Source organism: Nitrosospira sp. Nsp14 (assembly GCF_900113575.1).
Taxonomy (GTDB): Bacteria; Pseudomonadota; Gammaproteobacteria; order Burkholderiales; family Nitrosomonadaceae; genus Nitrosospira.
In genome coordinates this window covers 59,382-74,559 of sequence record NZ_FOPV01000014.1, presented here as the reverse complement: position 1 = coordinate 74,559, position 15,178 = coordinate 59,382, and the positions used below count along the sequence as shown (strand labels likewise).

16 protein-coding genes and 4 tRNA genes are annotated in these 15,178 nt (G+C 54.7%); 6 read left to right on the top strand and 14 right to left on the bottom strand.

Annotated elements, in window-relative coordinates; translation table 11 throughout:
- Positions 1 to 61: 61 nt before the first annotated feature.
- From rplL to BM022_RS10285, 12 genes are all read right to left on the bottom strand, one after another.
- Positions 62 to 442 carry a 50S ribosomal protein L7/L12 gene (gene rplL, locus BM022_RS10340; RefSeq protein ID WP_091139072.1) on the bottom strand — a complete coding sequence of 127 codons (381 nt, stop codon included), beginning with the start codon at positions 440 to 442 and terminating at the stop codon, positions 62 to 64.
- 57 nt (positions 443 to 499) lie between these two features.
- The gene (gene rplJ / locus BM022_RS10335; RefSeq protein ID WP_091139071.1) at positions 500 to 1,021 is read right to left on the bottom strand and encodes a 50S ribosomal protein L10; all 522 of its coding nucleotides are present in this window, start codon (positions 1,019 to 1,021) and stop codon (positions 500 to 502) included.
- A 390-nt stretch (positions 1,022 to 1,411) separates the two neighbouring features.
- Complete coding sequence (gene rplA, locus BM022_RS10330) at positions 1,412 to 2,104, bottom strand: 50S ribosomal protein L1 (RefSeq protein ID WP_091139069.1); 693 nt, start codon at positions 2,102 to 2,104, stop codon at positions 1,412 to 1,414.
- Entirely contained in the window at positions 2,105 to 2,536 is a 432-nt protein-coding gene (gene rplK / locus BM022_RS10325; RefSeq protein ID WP_091139068.1) for a 50S ribosomal protein L11, read from the bottom strand.
- 97 nt (positions 2,537 to 2,633) lie between these two features.
- The gene (nusG, locus tag BM022_RS10320) at positions 2,634 to 3,167 is read right to left on the bottom strand and encodes a transcription termination/antitermination protein NusG (protein ID WP_091139066.1); all 534 of its coding nucleotides are present in this window, start codon (positions 3,165 to 3,167) and stop codon (positions 2,634 to 2,636) included.
- The gene (secE, locus tag BM022_RS10315) at positions 3,167 to 3,511 is read right to left on the bottom strand and encodes a preprotein translocase subunit SecE (RefSeq protein WP_091139065.1); all 345 of its coding nucleotides are present in this window, start codon (positions 3,509 to 3,511) and stop codon (positions 3,167 to 3,169) included. The genes nusG and secE overlap by 1 nt, the downstream gene beginning before the upstream one ends.
- A gap of 167 nt (positions 3,512 to 3,678) precedes the next feature.
- Positions 3,679 to 3,754, bottom strand: a tRNA-Trp gene (locus BM022_RS10310).
- A gap of 99 nt (positions 3,755 to 3,853) precedes the next feature.
- Positions 3,854 to 5,044: an elongation factor Tu gene (tuf, locus tag BM022_RS10305; RefSeq protein WP_091139063.1), complete on the bottom strand. Its 1,191-nt coding sequence runs from the start codon at positions 5,042 to 5,044 to the stop codon at positions 3,854 to 3,856.
- Between the two features lie 57 nt (positions 5,045 to 5,101).
- Positions 5,102 to 5,176, bottom strand: a tRNA-Thr gene (locus BM022_RS10300).
- A gap of 76 nt (positions 5,177 to 5,252) precedes the next feature.
- Positions 5,253 to 5,326, bottom strand: a tRNA-Gly gene (locus tag BM022_RS10295).
- 145 nt (positions 5,327 to 5,471) lie between these two features.
- Positions 5,472 to 5,556: transfer RNA gene (locus BM022_RS10290), tRNA-Tyr, on the bottom strand.
- A 331-nt stretch (positions 5,557 to 5,887) separates the two neighbouring features.
- Positions 5,888 to 6,346: an FKBP-type peptidyl-prolyl cis-trans isomerase gene (locus tag BM022_RS10285; protein ID WP_091139061.1), complete on the bottom strand. Its 459-nt coding sequence runs from the start codon at positions 6,344 to 6,346 to the stop codon at positions 5,888 to 5,890.
- 344 nt (positions 6,347 to 6,690) lie between these two features.
- Between BM022_RS10285 and BM022_RS10280 the strand changes: the two genes are divergently transcribed.
- Positions 6,691 to 7,140 (top strand): YbaN family protein, encoded by a 450-nt coding sequence (locus tag BM022_RS10280; RefSeq protein WP_091139059.1) that lies wholly within the window; start codon positions 6,691 to 6,693, stop codon positions 7,138 to 7,140.
- Between the two features lie 198 nt (positions 7,141 to 7,338).
- Here BM022_RS10280 and xerD read toward each other — a convergent pair whose 3' ends face one another.
- Positions 7,339 to 8,250 (bottom strand): site-specific tyrosine recombinase XerD, encoded by a 912-nt coding sequence (gene xerD / locus BM022_RS10275; protein WP_091139058.1) that lies wholly within the window; start codon positions 8,248 to 8,250, stop codon positions 7,339 to 7,341.
- Positions 8,237 to 8,740, bottom strand: coding sequence for a methylated-DNA--[protein]-cysteine S-methyltransferase (locus BM022_RS10270; protein ID WP_091139056.1), 504 nt, complete (start codon positions 8,738 to 8,740; stop codon positions 8,237 to 8,239). Before BM022_RS10270 ends, xerD begins: the two co-directional genes overlap by 14 nt.
- A gap of 192 nt (positions 8,741 to 8,932) precedes the next feature.
- Between BM022_RS10270 and BM022_RS10265 the strand changes: the two genes are divergently transcribed.
- The 5 genes from BM022_RS10265 (at position 8,933) to adk (ending at position 15,079) form a co-directional block, all read left to right on the top strand.
- Positions 8,933 to 10,459 carry a leucyl aminopeptidase gene (locus BM022_RS10265; protein ID WP_091139055.1) on the top strand — a complete coding sequence of 509 codons (1,527 nt, stop codon included), beginning with the start codon at positions 8,933 to 8,935 and terminating at the stop codon, positions 10,457 to 10,459.
- Entirely contained in the window at positions 10,452 to 10,871 is a 420-nt protein-coding gene (locus BM022_RS10260; RefSeq protein WP_091139053.1) for a DNA polymerase III subunit chi, read from the top strand. The genes BM022_RS10265 and BM022_RS10260 overlap by 8 nt, the downstream gene beginning before the upstream one ends.
- An 83-nt stretch (positions 10,872 to 10,954) precedes the next feature.
- Positions 10,955 to 11,332 (top strand): hypothetical protein, encoded by a 378-nt coding sequence (locus BM022_RS10255; RefSeq protein WP_091139051.1) that lies wholly within the window; start codon positions 10,955 to 10,957, stop codon positions 11,330 to 11,332.
- Between the two features lie 197 nt (positions 11,333 to 11,529).
- Entirely contained in the window at positions 11,530 to 14,310 is a 2,781-nt protein-coding gene (locus tag BM022_RS10250; RefSeq protein ID WP_091139050.1) for a valine--tRNA ligase, read from the top strand.
- A gap of 115 nt (positions 14,311 to 14,425) precedes the next feature.
- Complete coding sequence (gene adk / locus BM022_RS10245; protein ID WP_091139048.1) at positions 14,426 to 15,079, top strand: adenylate kinase; 654 nt, start codon at positions 14,426 to 14,428, stop codon at positions 15,077 to 15,079.
- Positions 15,080 to 15,178: the final 99 nt, after the last annotated feature.

The window sequence follows — 15,178 nt, the reverse complement described above, 5'->3', positions numbered from 1 at the left end:
CAAAAAAAGCCGGAAACTGGCGGCGTCTTGCACGCCGCCAGCCGGTATTGCTGCCTTACTGTTACTTGACCTCGGCCGTGGCCCCAGCTTCAGCAAGCTGCTTCTGAATAGCTTCGGCATCCGCTTTGGCAATGCCTTCCTTGACCGCTTTCGGCGCCCCGTCCACGAGATCTTTTGCCTCTTTCAGACCAAGCCCGGTAATCGCTCGCACCACTTTGATGACGTTCACCTTGCTTTCACCCACGGCCGTCAGCATAACGGTGAATTCTGTCTGCTCTTCGGCAGGAGCGGCGGCAGCACCAGCCGCGGGCGCCGGCGCTGCGACAGCGGCAGCCGCAGCCGAAACACCGAATTTTTCTTCCATTTCCTTGATCAGTTGCGAAAGCTCGAGTACCGTCATATTCGCGATCGCATCTAAAATTTCTGCTTTAGCTACAGCCATGATTCTCTCCTGATAATTAATTTGTATTTATGGATTCAAACAACCGCTTGAATCCAACTAGGTAGCTTTCTGATCGCGGACAGCAGCGAGACCGCGGGCAAAACGGGTCGGCACTTCGTTGAGTGTGCGTACAAAGCTTGCGATAGGCGCCTGCATCGTACCCAACAATTTGGAAAGCAACTCCTCACGGCTCGGGAGCGCGGCAAGACTTGCAATCTCCTTGCCCGACATGACCAAATTCGGCATCGCGCCGCCCTTGATCACAAATTTGTCGTTGCCCTTCGAAAACTCGTAGAGTACTTTCGCCGCCGCAACCGGGTCCTTGCCGATTCCATAGGCCAGCGGACCCACCATATGTTCGGAAAGGCCGGTGAACGGCGTATCCGAAATAGCGCGGCGCGCAAGCGTGTTTTTGAGCACCCGGAAATAGATCCCTGATTGGCGCGCCTTCGCCCGCAACTGCGTCATGTGTCCGACCTCAAGCCCGCGGTACTCCGCGATGATAATCGCCTGAGCCGTCGCCAACTCGGCGCTGACTTCGGCAACCACCGCTTTTTTTTCTTCCAAATTTAGACTCAAGGTGCATTCTCCATCAGTTAAAATACGGCACCGACCAGTGGCGAGAAGCGAAACTTAAAGCTTAAAACCACGCCACCTAAACCGAAGCACCGCGAACCGGCGACCTTAAATCAGGAGTAAAATCATTCCTGGTTTGGGCACGCCATCTGCGCTGGGTAAGAGAAGAGCGAAAGCAAGGGCAAGGCGACATGAATCCTTCGCCCCATCCTTTCCATCCATATCTACTATTCTGCAATTAAGTTCTCTGGCCCAGTACGTTCAGTAAATAAATCCTGTACAACGATCCTTCTACTGTCCGGCATTGCCGAGAACCCCAGCGGTCTTTGATAACCCGCCGGATCGACACGATCTGTCTTTCCAGCGGCCCAAAGTCTTACAAATCCATAATTGTTACCGCATGCTCGTCTGATCCACCCGCACCCCTATCCCCATCGTGCTGGAGACCGAGATTTTTCTCAGATAAATTCCTTTGGAAGTGGCAGGCTTGGACTTGTTGAGCGCATCTATCAATGCCATTAAATTTTGCGTCAGTGCGTCCACGCCAAACGATGCACGGCCTATCGTGCACTGGACAATGCCCCCCTTGTCAGCCCGATATTGCACCTGACCCGCTTTGGCATTCCTTACCGCTCCCGCAACATCCGGCGTAACTGTCCCAACCTTGGGATTAGGCATCAGGCCACGCGGGCCGAGTATCTGGCCCAACTGGCCAACGATACGCATGGCGTCCGGGCTGGCGATAGCCACGTCAAAATCTATATTGCCTGCCTTGATCTGTTCGGCGAGATCATCGAATCCCACAATATCCGCGCCGGCTGCAAGCGCCTCCTTGGCCTTGTCCCCTTGGGCAAACACTGCGACCCGCGCAGATTTGCCCGTACCAGCGGGCAGAACGACAGAACCACGCACCGCCTGATCGGACTTTTTGGCATCAATCCCGAGATTGACAGCCACGTCAACCGACTCATCGAATTTTGCCGTAGCTGTTTCCTTGATGATATTGAGAGCATCGGCAAGTGGATAGAATTTGCTACGGTCCGCCTTGCTGGCTATCGCCTTAAGACGCTTGGAAATATGCGCCATTTACATCCCCTCCACTTCTACGCCCATGCTCCGGGCGCTGCCCGCAACAGTCCGAACGGCCGCATCCATGTCGGCCGCTGTCAAATCCGGCATTTTTAACTGGGCGATTTCTTCCGCCTGCTTGCGTGTCAACCTCCCAACTTTGTCCGTATGCGGTTTGGGACTGCCCTTGCCTACGCCCGCCGCCTTCTTGATCAGCACAGTCGCAGGCGTCGTTTTCATGGTGAAGGTAAAGCTCTTGTCGGCGTACGCGGTAATGACAACCGGCACCGGCAACCCAACCTCCATTTTCTGGGTGGCGGCATTGAATGCCTTGCAGAACTCCATGATGTTGAGTCCGCGCTGCCCCAGCGCGGGGCCAATTGGCGGGCTGGGGTTGGCCTTGCCTGCCGGCACCTGCAGCTTGATATAACCGACTATTTTTTTTGCCACGATAGTCCTCCTCTCGGGTACATGCGAACGCTACCGCGCTCTCCCCAGTTGACAACACACGGGACCCGCAACACTGAAAAGGTCCCGCCTCTATCCTTCAAGCTTTTTCGACCTGGCTAAAATCCAGTTCCACAGGGGTGGGGCGGCCAAAAATGGAAACCGACACCCTGATCTTGCTTTTGTCATAATTGACATCTTCCACATTGCCATGAAAGTCCGTGAATGGACCCTCCTTGACCCGGACAGCCTCGCCCGCCTCGAAAAGAACCTTCGGTTTGGGCTTCTCCACCCCCTCCTGTATCTGGTGGAGAATATTCTGCACTTCCTTCTCGCTGATCGGGGTCGGCTTTGTAGCCGAACCACCAATAAAGCCGGTGACCTTAGCGGTGTTTTTTACCAAATGCCAAGTTTCGTCGGTCATCTCCATTTCGACCAGAACATAACCGGGAAAAAACTTGCGCTCGCTAAGATTCTTCTGACCACCTTTCATTTCAATTACTTCTTCAACTGGAACCAGTATCTGCCCGAACTTGTCCTGCATTCCGGCGCGATTGATTCGTTCCTTCAGCGCGCGCTGCACGCTCTTTTCGAATCCGGAGTAGGCGTGAACCACAAACCATTTCTTCTCCATCACCCCTCCTGTCCCATGAGATACCTCACTGCCAGCAATAATCCCGCATCGACCATCCATAAAAAAATGGCCATCACCAGAACAAATGCAAACACGATGCCGGTGGTCTGCAGTGTCTCCTTGCGGCTCGGCCATACCACCTTTCGGGTTTCGTCAGATGATTCCCTGGCAAATGCATAAAACTGTTTTCCCGGAGAAGTAAACCAGACCACCACCACCGCCAGAACAATGCCCGAGAGCACCGAGATTACGCGAAGAACCATCGCGCTTTCCCGCAGGTAATAAAAACCGGCAATACCCGCAATCAACAGCAGTAGCGCGAATCCCAACTTGATCTTATCCACTGCTTTATCCCACTCTGCCTTTAATGCTTTTTCAGTAAATGAAGCGGTGCAGGGACTGATTCATGCAAGCACAACCCTCAGCCCATAATTCAACGCAACGTATGGTAGTTAATTGATGAAGCTTAGCTTCCGCTGGCTAGTAAGTGATTCAACGACATTTTCTATCTTGGCAGGCCAGGAGGGCATCGAACCCCCAACCTTCGGTTTTGGAGACCGACGCTCTGCCAATTGAGCTACTGGCCTGTATTTCCTTTGAGACAGCATAGACAGCAGATAGAAAAGCAGGAGACTCACCGAATATCAAGAATGAGAAATTATTCAATTCCCGGGGAGCGTCCGCGTTTATTCAATAACCTTTGCCACGACGCCGGCGCCGACTGTTCTTCCACCCTCGCGGATGGCAAAACGCAGCCCTTCTTCCATCGCAATCGGGGCAATCAGGTTCACCGTCACCGAAACATTGTCTCCCGGCATCACCATCTCAGTCCCTGCCGGCAGTTCAATCGCACCTGTCACGTCAGTGGTGCGAAAGTAGAATTGCGGCCGGTAACCCTGGAAAAACGGGGTGTGCCGCCCACCTTCTTCTTTGCTTAGAACGTAAATCTCCGCGCTGAACTTCGTGTGCGGGGTAATGCTCCCCGGCTTGGCCAGAACCTGTCCGCGCTCGACTTCCTCGCGCTTGGTGCCGCGCAGCAACACCCCAACGTTGTCGCCAGCCTGCCCCTGATCCAGCAGCTTCCGAAACATTTCAACCCCGGTGCACACGGTCTTGATCGTAGGCCTCAGTCCCACGATCTCGATTTCTTCCCCAACCTTGACTACACCCCGCTCAACCCGACCAGTCACGACCGTGCCACGCCCGGATATGGAAAATACGTCTTCCACCGGCATCAGGAAGGTACCATCCACCGCGCGTACCGGCTCCGGTATGTAACTGTCCAGCGCATCCGCCAGCTTGAATATGGACGGCTCGCCTATGTCGCTCTGGTCGCCTTCCAGCGCCTTCAGCGCAGAACCAATCACAATCGGAGTGTCATCCCCGGGAAAGTTGTATTTGGACAGCAGTTCGCGAACTTCCATCTCCACCAGCTCTAGCAGCTCGGCATCGTCAACCATGTCCGCTTTGTTCATGTACACCACGATGTAGGGAACCCCAACCTGGCGCGCAAGCAATATGTGCTCCCGGGTCTGCGGCATCGGCCCATCCGCAGCTGATACCACCAGAATCGCCCCGTCCATCTGCGCTGCACCAGTAATCATGTTCTTTACATAGTCGGCGTGCCCAGGACAGTCAACGTGCGCGTAATGCCGTGCAGTGGTCTCATACTCAACGTGCGCCGTGTTGATCGTGATCCCGCGCGCCTTCTCTTCCGGAGCCGAGTCAATCTGCGCGTAACTCTTCGCTTCGCCTCCAAATTTCTTCGCCAATACCATCGTGATCGCCGCCGTCAATGTGGTCTTGCCATGATCCACATGCCCAATCGTCCCAACGTTCACGTGCGGCTTCGTCCGCTCAAATTTACTCTTTGCCATGATGGGTCCCCTTTTTTAAAGCACTTTTTTCTATCCAGGTTTTTAATCGATGCCCTATGGAGCCCATGGCCAGGATTGAACTGGCGACCTCTCCCTTACCAAGGGAGTGCTCTGCCACTGAGCTACATGGGCAGCGTTCTGCCTAAACAACACGTTGCAACAACTTTGACCTTACCAATACTTCAAGCCCAGCTTTTCTTCGGCGAACTGGAGCGGGTGAAGGGAATCGAACCCTCGTCGTAAGCTTGGAAGGCTTCTGCTCTACCATTGAGCTACACCCGCATCATCTGACGATCGGGATCGAGACGATCCGCCAACTCATCACAGAAAAGCCATCAAGCGCGTCGCACCACACCTCTCATCTAAACCCATTCGCGGCCACCAGCAGCCTGGCCATGGCCGAGCCGATTTTTACAGCCGCCTGATTTGGTGGAGGGGGAAGGATTCGAACCTTCGAAGGCAGAGCCGTCAGATTTACAGTCTGATCCCTTTGACCGCTCGGGAACCCCTCCAAACGAAACTGCTAATTGTGAATGCTTTACGTCGATAAGTCAACGTGCATTTAAGGCTGTGTGCACTTATTCGACGGAGCGGTGAGAGTCGGCTTTATTGCCGAAGTTGAGGGACCTCTGAATATGTTAACAAGTAAGTCCACGCGGGAGCACAGTAGATTTCGCGGGATGGAATAAACGACAGGAGGCGACGACTCCATTCGCTGGTCCTGCTATAGCACGACAACGCAGATCGCGGCAAGGCTGCATCCCCTGCTGACCGCCGAAACTCGAGCGCCATCTAGGGCAGGATTTTGTTCCGACGTTCTCCAGGGATTCCTTACACAAAACGTCAGTGTGTCGATCCCTGACGTAAGCCCAGGAGTTCAACGTCAAAAATTAACGTGGCGTTCGGAGGAATGACCTTACCCGCGCCTTGCGCGCCATATGCCATTTCGGGCGGAATGATTAACGTTCGCTGCCCCCCGACTTTCATGCCGGCAACACCGCGGTCCCAGCCTTTGATGACGCGCCCCGCCCCCAGCAGAAATGAGAAGGGGGCCGCGCGATCGCGAGAACTATCGAACTTCGTTCCCTTTTTATCAGGAGCATTCGGATCGTAAAGCCAGCCGGTGTAATGAACTTCCACGGCCTTGCCGACAGTCGCTTCCTCTCCGGCTCCCACTTTGGTATCTTTCTTTATCAGTTCATTCACGCTGGCTTGTCCTTGCCCGGTTTGGGAAAATGCTAGCTGGGGTAATAAAATGGCGCCTAATATAAAGGCACTGAACAGTGTTTTTACAGGAGACATCGTTTACCTCAAATTTGACTTTATTATCCAATTCCAACTATCCGTTCTCGCCCCAGGATGGTTGGGCAGGAATACGAACATTTATCTGATGGCGCAAACTTCCGGCTGCATCTGCTGATCTTGGTTTAAGCTAGCCCTGCTCCTCGCCTGGCGCTGCAGGCAGCCCAAATATCGGTATAGACTTGCTGATCACTCGCTTTCGTAATTTCCTATTATACGCATAGAACCCGTGCATGAGTTTTTCATTGGCGCTATTACTGTCGGATTCCATCGATTACATACACCCAGACTGAAGCGGGTAAAACGTCGCCTTCGCATCAGTTTACCTTGAACAGGATTATGCGATGCAGGAACACCTGAACGAAGAGTTAGGCAAAGAGTGCTCGCAGAGACAGGCGGTACAGTTGCACGATTCCCGTTTCGTCCGGTCCGTGTATCTGGCCGCCGGGTTTGTGGCCCTGATACTGGCTGCGGCGGGTGTACTGCTGCCGATTCTACCGACCACACCTTTTGTGCTGCTGGCCGCGGCTTGCTTTGCGCGCAGTTCTAAACACTTTCACGAGAAACTTCTTGCCCACCGTATTGCGGGTCCTATTATTCGCGACTGGGTTCAATACCGCAGCATTCGGCGCCAAGTGAAACGCTGGGTATATTTCCTGCTGGCGCTGTCGTTCAGCAGTTCTATCCTGATGATGCCAACCCTTTGGCAGAAGGTCATGCTGGGTGTGCTTGGCATTATTCTGGCTGCATTTATCTGGCGCATCCCTGTACGGGACAAGGAGACGGATGCCTAGACGAGCCCAACAGGTTACCGAGGGCAGCCTCACCGAAGGCCCCTCCTCCTTTGGTTCTGCCACAAAGATTTCCACGCGGCGTTCTTGCAATATTTTCGGGATTGTCATTCGCTGCCACGGGCTCGCGTTAACCGCCCGCGGCGTTATAGGTAAAAGCTAGGTTTACTTCCGCGCCCACGCTCCCGAAATGCGGCACCATCACCCTCTCGGATGATGCAGAGCATGAAGCCGTTTCAGTCGCTCGCGTGCCACATGCGTATAAATTTGCGTCGTGGAAATATCGGCGTGCCCGAGCAACAATTGCACGACTCGCAAGTCGGCGCCATGGTTAAGCAAGTGAGTTGCGAAGGCATGGCGCAAAGTATGCGGGGAGAGCGGCTTGGCTATTCCCGCTTGGCGCGCGTAGCGTTTGATCAGATACCAGAAAGCCTGGCGTGTCATGGCTGAACCACGGGAAGTGATGAATAGCGCGTTGCTCGAGCTCTCGCCAAGCAGTATCCGACGAACCCCCGTGACGTACCGCGAAACCCATTCCAGCGCCTCCTCGCCCAAGGGCGTCAGGCGCTCTTTGCCACCCTTGCCCATCACTCTGATTATGCCCATGTTCAGGCTAATCTGGGCGCTGTCCAAACTGACCAGCTCGGACACCCGTAAACCGCTGGCATAAAGGACCTCGAGCATGGCGCGATCGCGCAATCCCAACGGAACGTGAATATCGGGCGCGTTAAGAAGACCCTCGATATCGGCTTCCGTCAGGCTTGCAGGCAAGCTTCGGGGAAGCTTGGGCGCATCAATATTTAGGCTGGGATCGACTTGAATTTTGCCTTCGCGCAACAGGAAACGATAGAACCGCTTTAAACTCGAAAGCTCGCGACACGTCGTGCTGGCCTTGACCCTGGCGGAAAACTTATATGCAATAAAGGCCAGCAGATCGGAATGGGTTGCCGTGATGAGACCATTGTCCTGATGCCTGTGTTTTGTCAGCCAGGCCCCGAATTGCTCCAGATCGCTACGATAGCTTTCGAGCGTGTTACGGGACAGGCCGTCCTCCAGCCATAAAGCGTCAGAAAAAGCATCCAGCAAGCCTGCGTTGAGCTCAGCCGCGCTCATGGCTTAGCAGCCAGCGCTTGATGTCGAGCGGCATACCATCGCTTGCGTTCATAAAACCGCCGAGCCCACCGCTTTTCGCAATCACGCGATGGCAAGGAATGACTATGGGAAGCCGGTTGGCGCCACAGGCCTGTCCCACCGCGCGTGGCGCGGAGTGGAGTTGGGTCGCGATATCGGCGTAACTGCACGTTTTACCGCTGGGAATATCCTGAATCGCACGCCATACACGTTTCTGGTGTACGGTGCCGCCAATGTGCAAAGACAAATCGAATATAAAGTCAGGATCAGCGAGATACGCTTGCAATTGATTGCATACCTCCCTGGCAAGAGAAGTTCGGGGTGCAAGCGTAGGCGTGTCAAGGGGCAAATACTCGATATCTGTCAACCAGTCTTCCTCTATGCGGATACCAAGAACCGCAAAGGGCGCGGCAAGTTTTGCCTGAAAATCAACTGTTGCTCCCGGTTTTCGAACAAGCTTTTGTTTGCTCATGGCAGTATTTTCTGGTCAGCCGCGTCGCCCTCGCAGTCGCCGTTGCGCATCCAAATCCCGAGCACGACGGGATCATGTAAACGGCGTTGAAGCGCGCCGTCCGCTTTGACTTTATGCGTGAAGTCCGGCGATAATCCCCGCATTATCCGGCCTCGGCAATCCGCCGGCAAGACCCATGCAAAGGAGCGCGCAGTGAAATTCAGCATAAAAAGCGTAAATCCCGAGAAACAGCGCAGCGCCTGCCTAGTCGTGGGCATATTTGAGCCTCGTCGATTGACAGACGCCGCAAAAGCGATGGACAAGCTCGCCGAAGGGTATATCAGCACCCTGTTGCGGAACGGCGACATGGAGGGGAAGGCGGGTACGACACTGATGCTGCACAAGGTGCCCAACACCCTGTGCGAGCGAATATTGCTGGTGGGACTCGGCAAGGAAAAAGAACTCGGCGACAAGGAGTACCGAGATTCCATCCGGGCCGCTTTCAAGGTTCTGAACGGAACGGGCGCCGCCGACGCGGCAGTGTTCTTAAATGACGTGTCGGTAAATAACCGTGATATCGCCTGGAAAGTCAGCCAGACCGCAATCGTGGCGATGGAAAGCATCTACCGCTTTGATCAGCTTAAAAGCAAGGCCGAGGAGAAAAAACCGCATCTGCGCAAAGTCACGCTCGGCGTCCTAAACGGGCTGCAACCGGAGTTGGCTGCTGGAGAGGAAGCACTGCAACAGGGTCTCGCCATCGCGGATGGCATGAAGCTCGCCAAAGATCTGGGCAACCTTGCGCCCAACCTCTGCACCCCGACCTACCTCGCGGAGCAGGCTCGTGACATTGCCAAAGCGCATAAGCTCAAGGTTACCGTCCTGGAGCAGAAGGACATGGAAAAACTCGGGATGGGCGCATTGCTGGCGGTGGCGCGCGGCAGTCGCCAGCCTGCCAAGCTGATCGCATTGGAATACTGGGGGGGCGCGGAGAAAGAAAAGCCGGTTGTACTGGTGGGCAAGGGCATCACCTTTGATACTGGCGGTATTTCACTGAAGCCCGCAGCGGAAATGGACGAGATGAAGTATGACATGTGTGGCGCAGCCAGTGTGTTAGGCACCCTAACGGCAGTCGCGAAATTGGGGCTTCCCGTAAACCTGATCGGCATCATACCGACTACTGAAAATATGCCTGGCGGGAATGCTACAAGGCCGGGGGACGTGATCACAAGCATGTCGGGACAGACAATAGAAATTCTTAACACAGATGCCGAGGGACGGCTGATCCTTTGCGATGCGCTGACTTATGCCGAACGCTATCAGCCAGAAGCGATCGTTGATATTGCGACCTTGACCGGTGCCTGCGTCATTGCGCTGGGACATGTCGCATCGGGTTTGCTCAGCAATGACGACGGTCTGGCTGCAGAATTGCTGGGTGCGGCGGAACGGGCGGCAGATCCCGCCTGGCGCCTGCCGTTATGGGATGAATATCAGGAGCAGTTGAAGAGTAATTTTGCCGATATGGCTAATATTGGCGGACGTGCGGCTGGCACCATCACCGCCGCTTGCTTCCTGTCGCGTTTCACCAAGAAATATCGATGGGCTCACCTCGACATAGCGGGTACGGCGTGGAAGTCTGGCAAGGAAAAAGGCGCCACCGGCCGTCCAATACCATTGCTGACACAATTCATTATCGGACGGGCGTTGAAAACATCCCCGGCCGACCTAAAGAGGAATGACTGAAATAGACTTCTATTCGGGCGGCGACAGGTTGCCCATCGCCTGCCGCCTCGTTGCAAAGGCAATCCGCAAAGGCCTGAAAGTACTGATCTATACCTCAGACGCGGCGATGATGGACCGGATTGACAAACTGCTGTGGACGTTCGCTCCCACGGATTTCGTTCCCCACTGCCGCGCTGACGATAAACTGGCCGACGTAACGCCTGTCATACTCAGCCATAGCGCAAATAAGCTGCCACATGACGAGGTATTGCTAAACCTGGACGTTGATACCCCCGCCTTCTTCAGCCGCTTTCACCGTTTGATTGAAATCACCGGAACAACGTCAGAAGACACACAGGCAGCCAGAAAGCGCTACCGCTTTTATCAGGATCGCGGATATGAGATCCGCCATCACAAGCTGGGAACCGTTTAATCAACGATTCAGAAACAATTCCAGCTCCTTCCCACTTCTCTCCCGCCTACCTATCCACTCTTTCCCACGCTCCGGGGGCTATTATGACAAATATCCGCGATAAAACAGCGTCAGAAGCCGAGTACGACGAAATCTTGCGTAAGCTGGACACCTTGTTAAGCAGGCATCAAGGCAAATCATCCGTTTCAGCTCGAACTGATGCAAACGCGGCAGCGGACTTCCTGTCGAATTCGGTCTTGGGCCGAAGATCAGAACAGGTACCGTTAACGGCAGCCGATAACATTCCCACTCTCACCGAGACGGTGCATCTTGCGCCCGCAATGCTCGCACCATGCAGCAGCATCACATCCCTTATAGGCCAAATCGTGGACTCCGCGCTCAAGGATGCGGGCACCGCCCTCGATGCGCGAGCACGCGCGGCCCTGGTTCAAGCACTGGAGTCAAAGTTATTCGGCCTCTGATCCTGCCCGGAGCGTAGTCCTTCAACCGATAGCATCAATAGGCCCACTTGTTCCCGTGCGCTACGGACCCGAGGAGGAACCCATTTCGGGACACGAAGGTCATGGTCGGATAGAAGCCTCCCGCTTTTGGTAACAGCCGGCGTTGTACCGACGCCTTCCGTTATAATTGCCCATTTTTGCCACTACGGCTTCTGTTCATGGAACTCGAAAAAAGCTTTAACCCCCGCCAAATCGAAAGCCGTTGGTATGCGTACTGGGAATCGTCGGGTTTTTTCAGACCCACGCCTGGCGACACAAGTGAAACAACCCCTGCCTACTGCATCATGCTGCCACCGCCGAACGTAACCGGTACGCTGCATATGGGCCACGCTTTCCAGCACACGTTAATGGACGCGCTCACCCGTTATCAACGGATGCGAGGCGATAATACGCTATGGCAACCCGGCACGGATCATGCTGGAATCGCTACCCAGATCGTGGTCGAGAGACAACTGGATCAGCAAGATATCGACCGGCGGGATCTCGGACGCGAGGTGTTCGTGCAGCGCGTGTGGCAATGGAAGGAAGAGTCCGGCTCCATCATCAGCCGCCAGATGAGACGAATGGGCGCTTCGTGCGACTGGTCGCGCGAGCGTTTTACCATGGACCCGGGGTTGTCCCGGGCAGTTACCGAAGTTTTCGTGCGGCTTTATCGCGAAGGCCTGATATACCGCGGGAAACGGCTGGTGAACTGGGATCCGGTATTGCAAACCGCTGTTTCTGACCTGGAAGTGGTCTCGGTAGAAGAAGAAGGATTTCTCTGGCACATTCTTTACCCATTTGAAAAAGAAGACGGAAGGAATGTGGATGAAGAAAGCCCAGGCGGACTCATCGTCGCCACCACCCGTCCGGAAACAATGCTTGGCGATGTGGCTGTCGCCGTGCATCCAGACGACGCGCGTTACCGCCATCTGATCGGGCGCCACGTGCGGCTACCGATATGCGAGCGGCGCATTCCAGTGATTGCCGATGCCTTTGTCGATCCACAGTTCGGGACCGGCTGCGTCAAAATAACTCCGGCGCATGATTTTAACGACTATCAGATAGGCCAGCGGCACAAGCTCGTCCCGCTCAGTATTCTCGCGTTGGATGGAAAAATAAACGAGTGCGGACCTACCGAGTATCAGGGTCTGGACCGTTTCGACGCCAGGAAAAAAATCGTCTCGGAGCTGGAGTATCAGGGGCTTCTGGTAGATACCAAACCGCATAAACTGATGGTGCCCAGAGGCGACCGGACGCATACGGTAATCGAACCGATGCTGACCGATCAGTGGTATGTGGCGATGGAGGGCCTGGCCAAGCGCGGGCTTGAGGCAGTAGCAAACGGGGATATCAAATTCACCCCGGAAAACTGGCGTCACGTCTATGACCAGTGGCTCGAAAACATACAGGACTGGTGCATTTCGCGCCAATTGTGGTGGGGTCACCGCATTCCGGCCTGGTACGATGAAGATAACAATATCTTTGTTGCACATAGTCTGGATGAGGCGCAACAGCTCGCAGGTGAGCGCATCCTGATTCAGGACGAAGACGTTCTCGACACCTGGTTCTCGTCCGCGCTGTGGCCATTTTCCACATTGGGATGGCCGGACGACACACCGGAACTCAAGACCTTCCTGCCCACTTCGGTTCTGATCACCGGCTTCGATATCATCTTTTTCTGGGTGGCGCGCATGGTAATGATGTCGCTGCATTTCACCGGCAGAATTCCCTTCCGCGAAGTTTACATCACGGGGCTCATACGCGACGCCGAAGGGCACAAGATGAGCAAATCGAAAGGTAACGTGCTGGACCCCCTGGATCTGATCGATGGCATCACGCTACCGGATCTCGTCGCCAAGCGGACCACGGGCCTGATGAATCCGAGACAGGCCGAGTCCATCGCAAAAAACACTCGCAAGCATTTCCCTGCGGGCATTCCTGCGTTCGGCGCCGACGCGTTGCGTTTTACTTTCGCCAGTCTCGCCTCTCACGGCCGCGACATCAAGTTTGATATGCAGCGCTGTGAAGGATACCGGAATTTCTGCAACAAGCTGTGGAATGCCACTCGCTATGTGCTGATTAACTGCGAAGGAAACGACACTGGGTTGAATGATTCGCAGCCATTTGCCTATTCTGATGCGGACAGGTGGATCGTCAGCCGCCTGCAAGTGGCGGAAAGCGCTGTAGAGCAGGCTTTTCACGACTATCGCTTTGACCTGGCGGCGCGTCAAATTTATGAATTTGTCTGGGATGAGTATTGCGACTGGTACCTTGAGTTCGCGAAAGTACAGTTGAGCAATGGAGACGACGCAGTACAACGCGCAACCCGTCGCACGCTAACACGGGTGCTGGAAGCTGCCCTACGACTCGCCCATCCCATTATCCCTTTCATTACCGAGGAACTTTGGCAGAAAGTCGCACCGCTCGCCGGGGTGGAAGGGGTCAGCATTATGCTACAACCGTATCCCCAGGCCAATCCGGCAAAAATCAACGAAAACACACTCGGCCGCATCCATGCGCTCAGGGACATCGTCACTGCCTGCCGCGCGTTGAGAGGGGAAATGAATCTGTCCCCCGCAATAAGAGTTCCGTTGCTCGCAACAGGTGATTCGGAAACACTTTCCGATTTTTCTCCCTATCTGGTGGCCTTAGCCAAGCTTTCGGGTGTCGAAATTATGCCAGAGGGATTACCTGATGCCGAAGCCCCAGTGGCGATCGTAGGGGAATTCAGGTTGATGCTGAAAATTGAAGTGGATATCGCTGCCGAACGCGAGCGCCTTGGGAGGGAAATCGCGAGGATAGAAGCGGAGATCGCTAAAGCGGAAACGAAGCTTGCGAATAATAATTTCCTCAAGCGCGCCCCTGGCAACGTGGTCGAGCAGGAAAAATGCCGGCTTGCCGGTTTCGGCGCAACGCTGGATAAACTGAAGGAGCAGTTGCACAAGCTGAAATCGTGAATCGGAGTAAACAATCCAACATCAGTCAGGCTGCGCTATAATCATCGCCCAAAAGGGCGAATAACATCCTCTTCCGGCGCGGCGACGATCGGAGTTTAGAAAAAAAGGAGGAACAATCATTATTATATTGTTAGGCGGCCCAGGGGCGGGAAAGGGCACACAGGCCAATTACATCAAGGAACGGTTCGGCATTCCACAGATTTCCACCGGCGATATGCTGCGTTCGGCGGTCCAGGCTGGCACCGAGCTGGGAATCATGGCAAAGAAAATCATGGATGCCGGCGGGCTGGTCCCTGATGACATTATCATCAATCTGGTCAAGGCCCGCATCGCCCAGCCGGACTGCAATAAAGGCTTCCTGTTCGACGGTTTTCCCCGCACCATTCCTCAAGCGGACGCAATGAAGGCCGCTGGTGTACCCATCAACTTCGTCGTCGAAATTGACGTGTCCGATGAAGAGATCATCCGACGGTTGTCCGGCCGGCGCCTGCACCCGGCTTCGGGCCGCGTCTATCATGTCATGTTCAACCCGCCTAAAATCGATAATAGGGATGACGTGACTGGCGAACCGCTGGTACAGCGCGATGATGATAAAGAGGAAACCGTGAAAAAACGGCTCGAAATCTATCACGCCCAGACTAAACCATTGGTAGAATACTATGCGAAATGGTCAGCTTATGGCGGAAGGGGAGCTCCCAAGTATGTGAAAATCGCGGGAGCTGGATCAGTGGAAAATATCCGGGACGCCATTTTCGCGTCGCTGAAATAACCTCAGTCAAGATCCCTGGCGGCTTACGCATTACGGTATCGCCGCCGCTTTAATCCGAGAACCGAGCAATACCGCAGCGGCATCATTGTCCACTGCTGG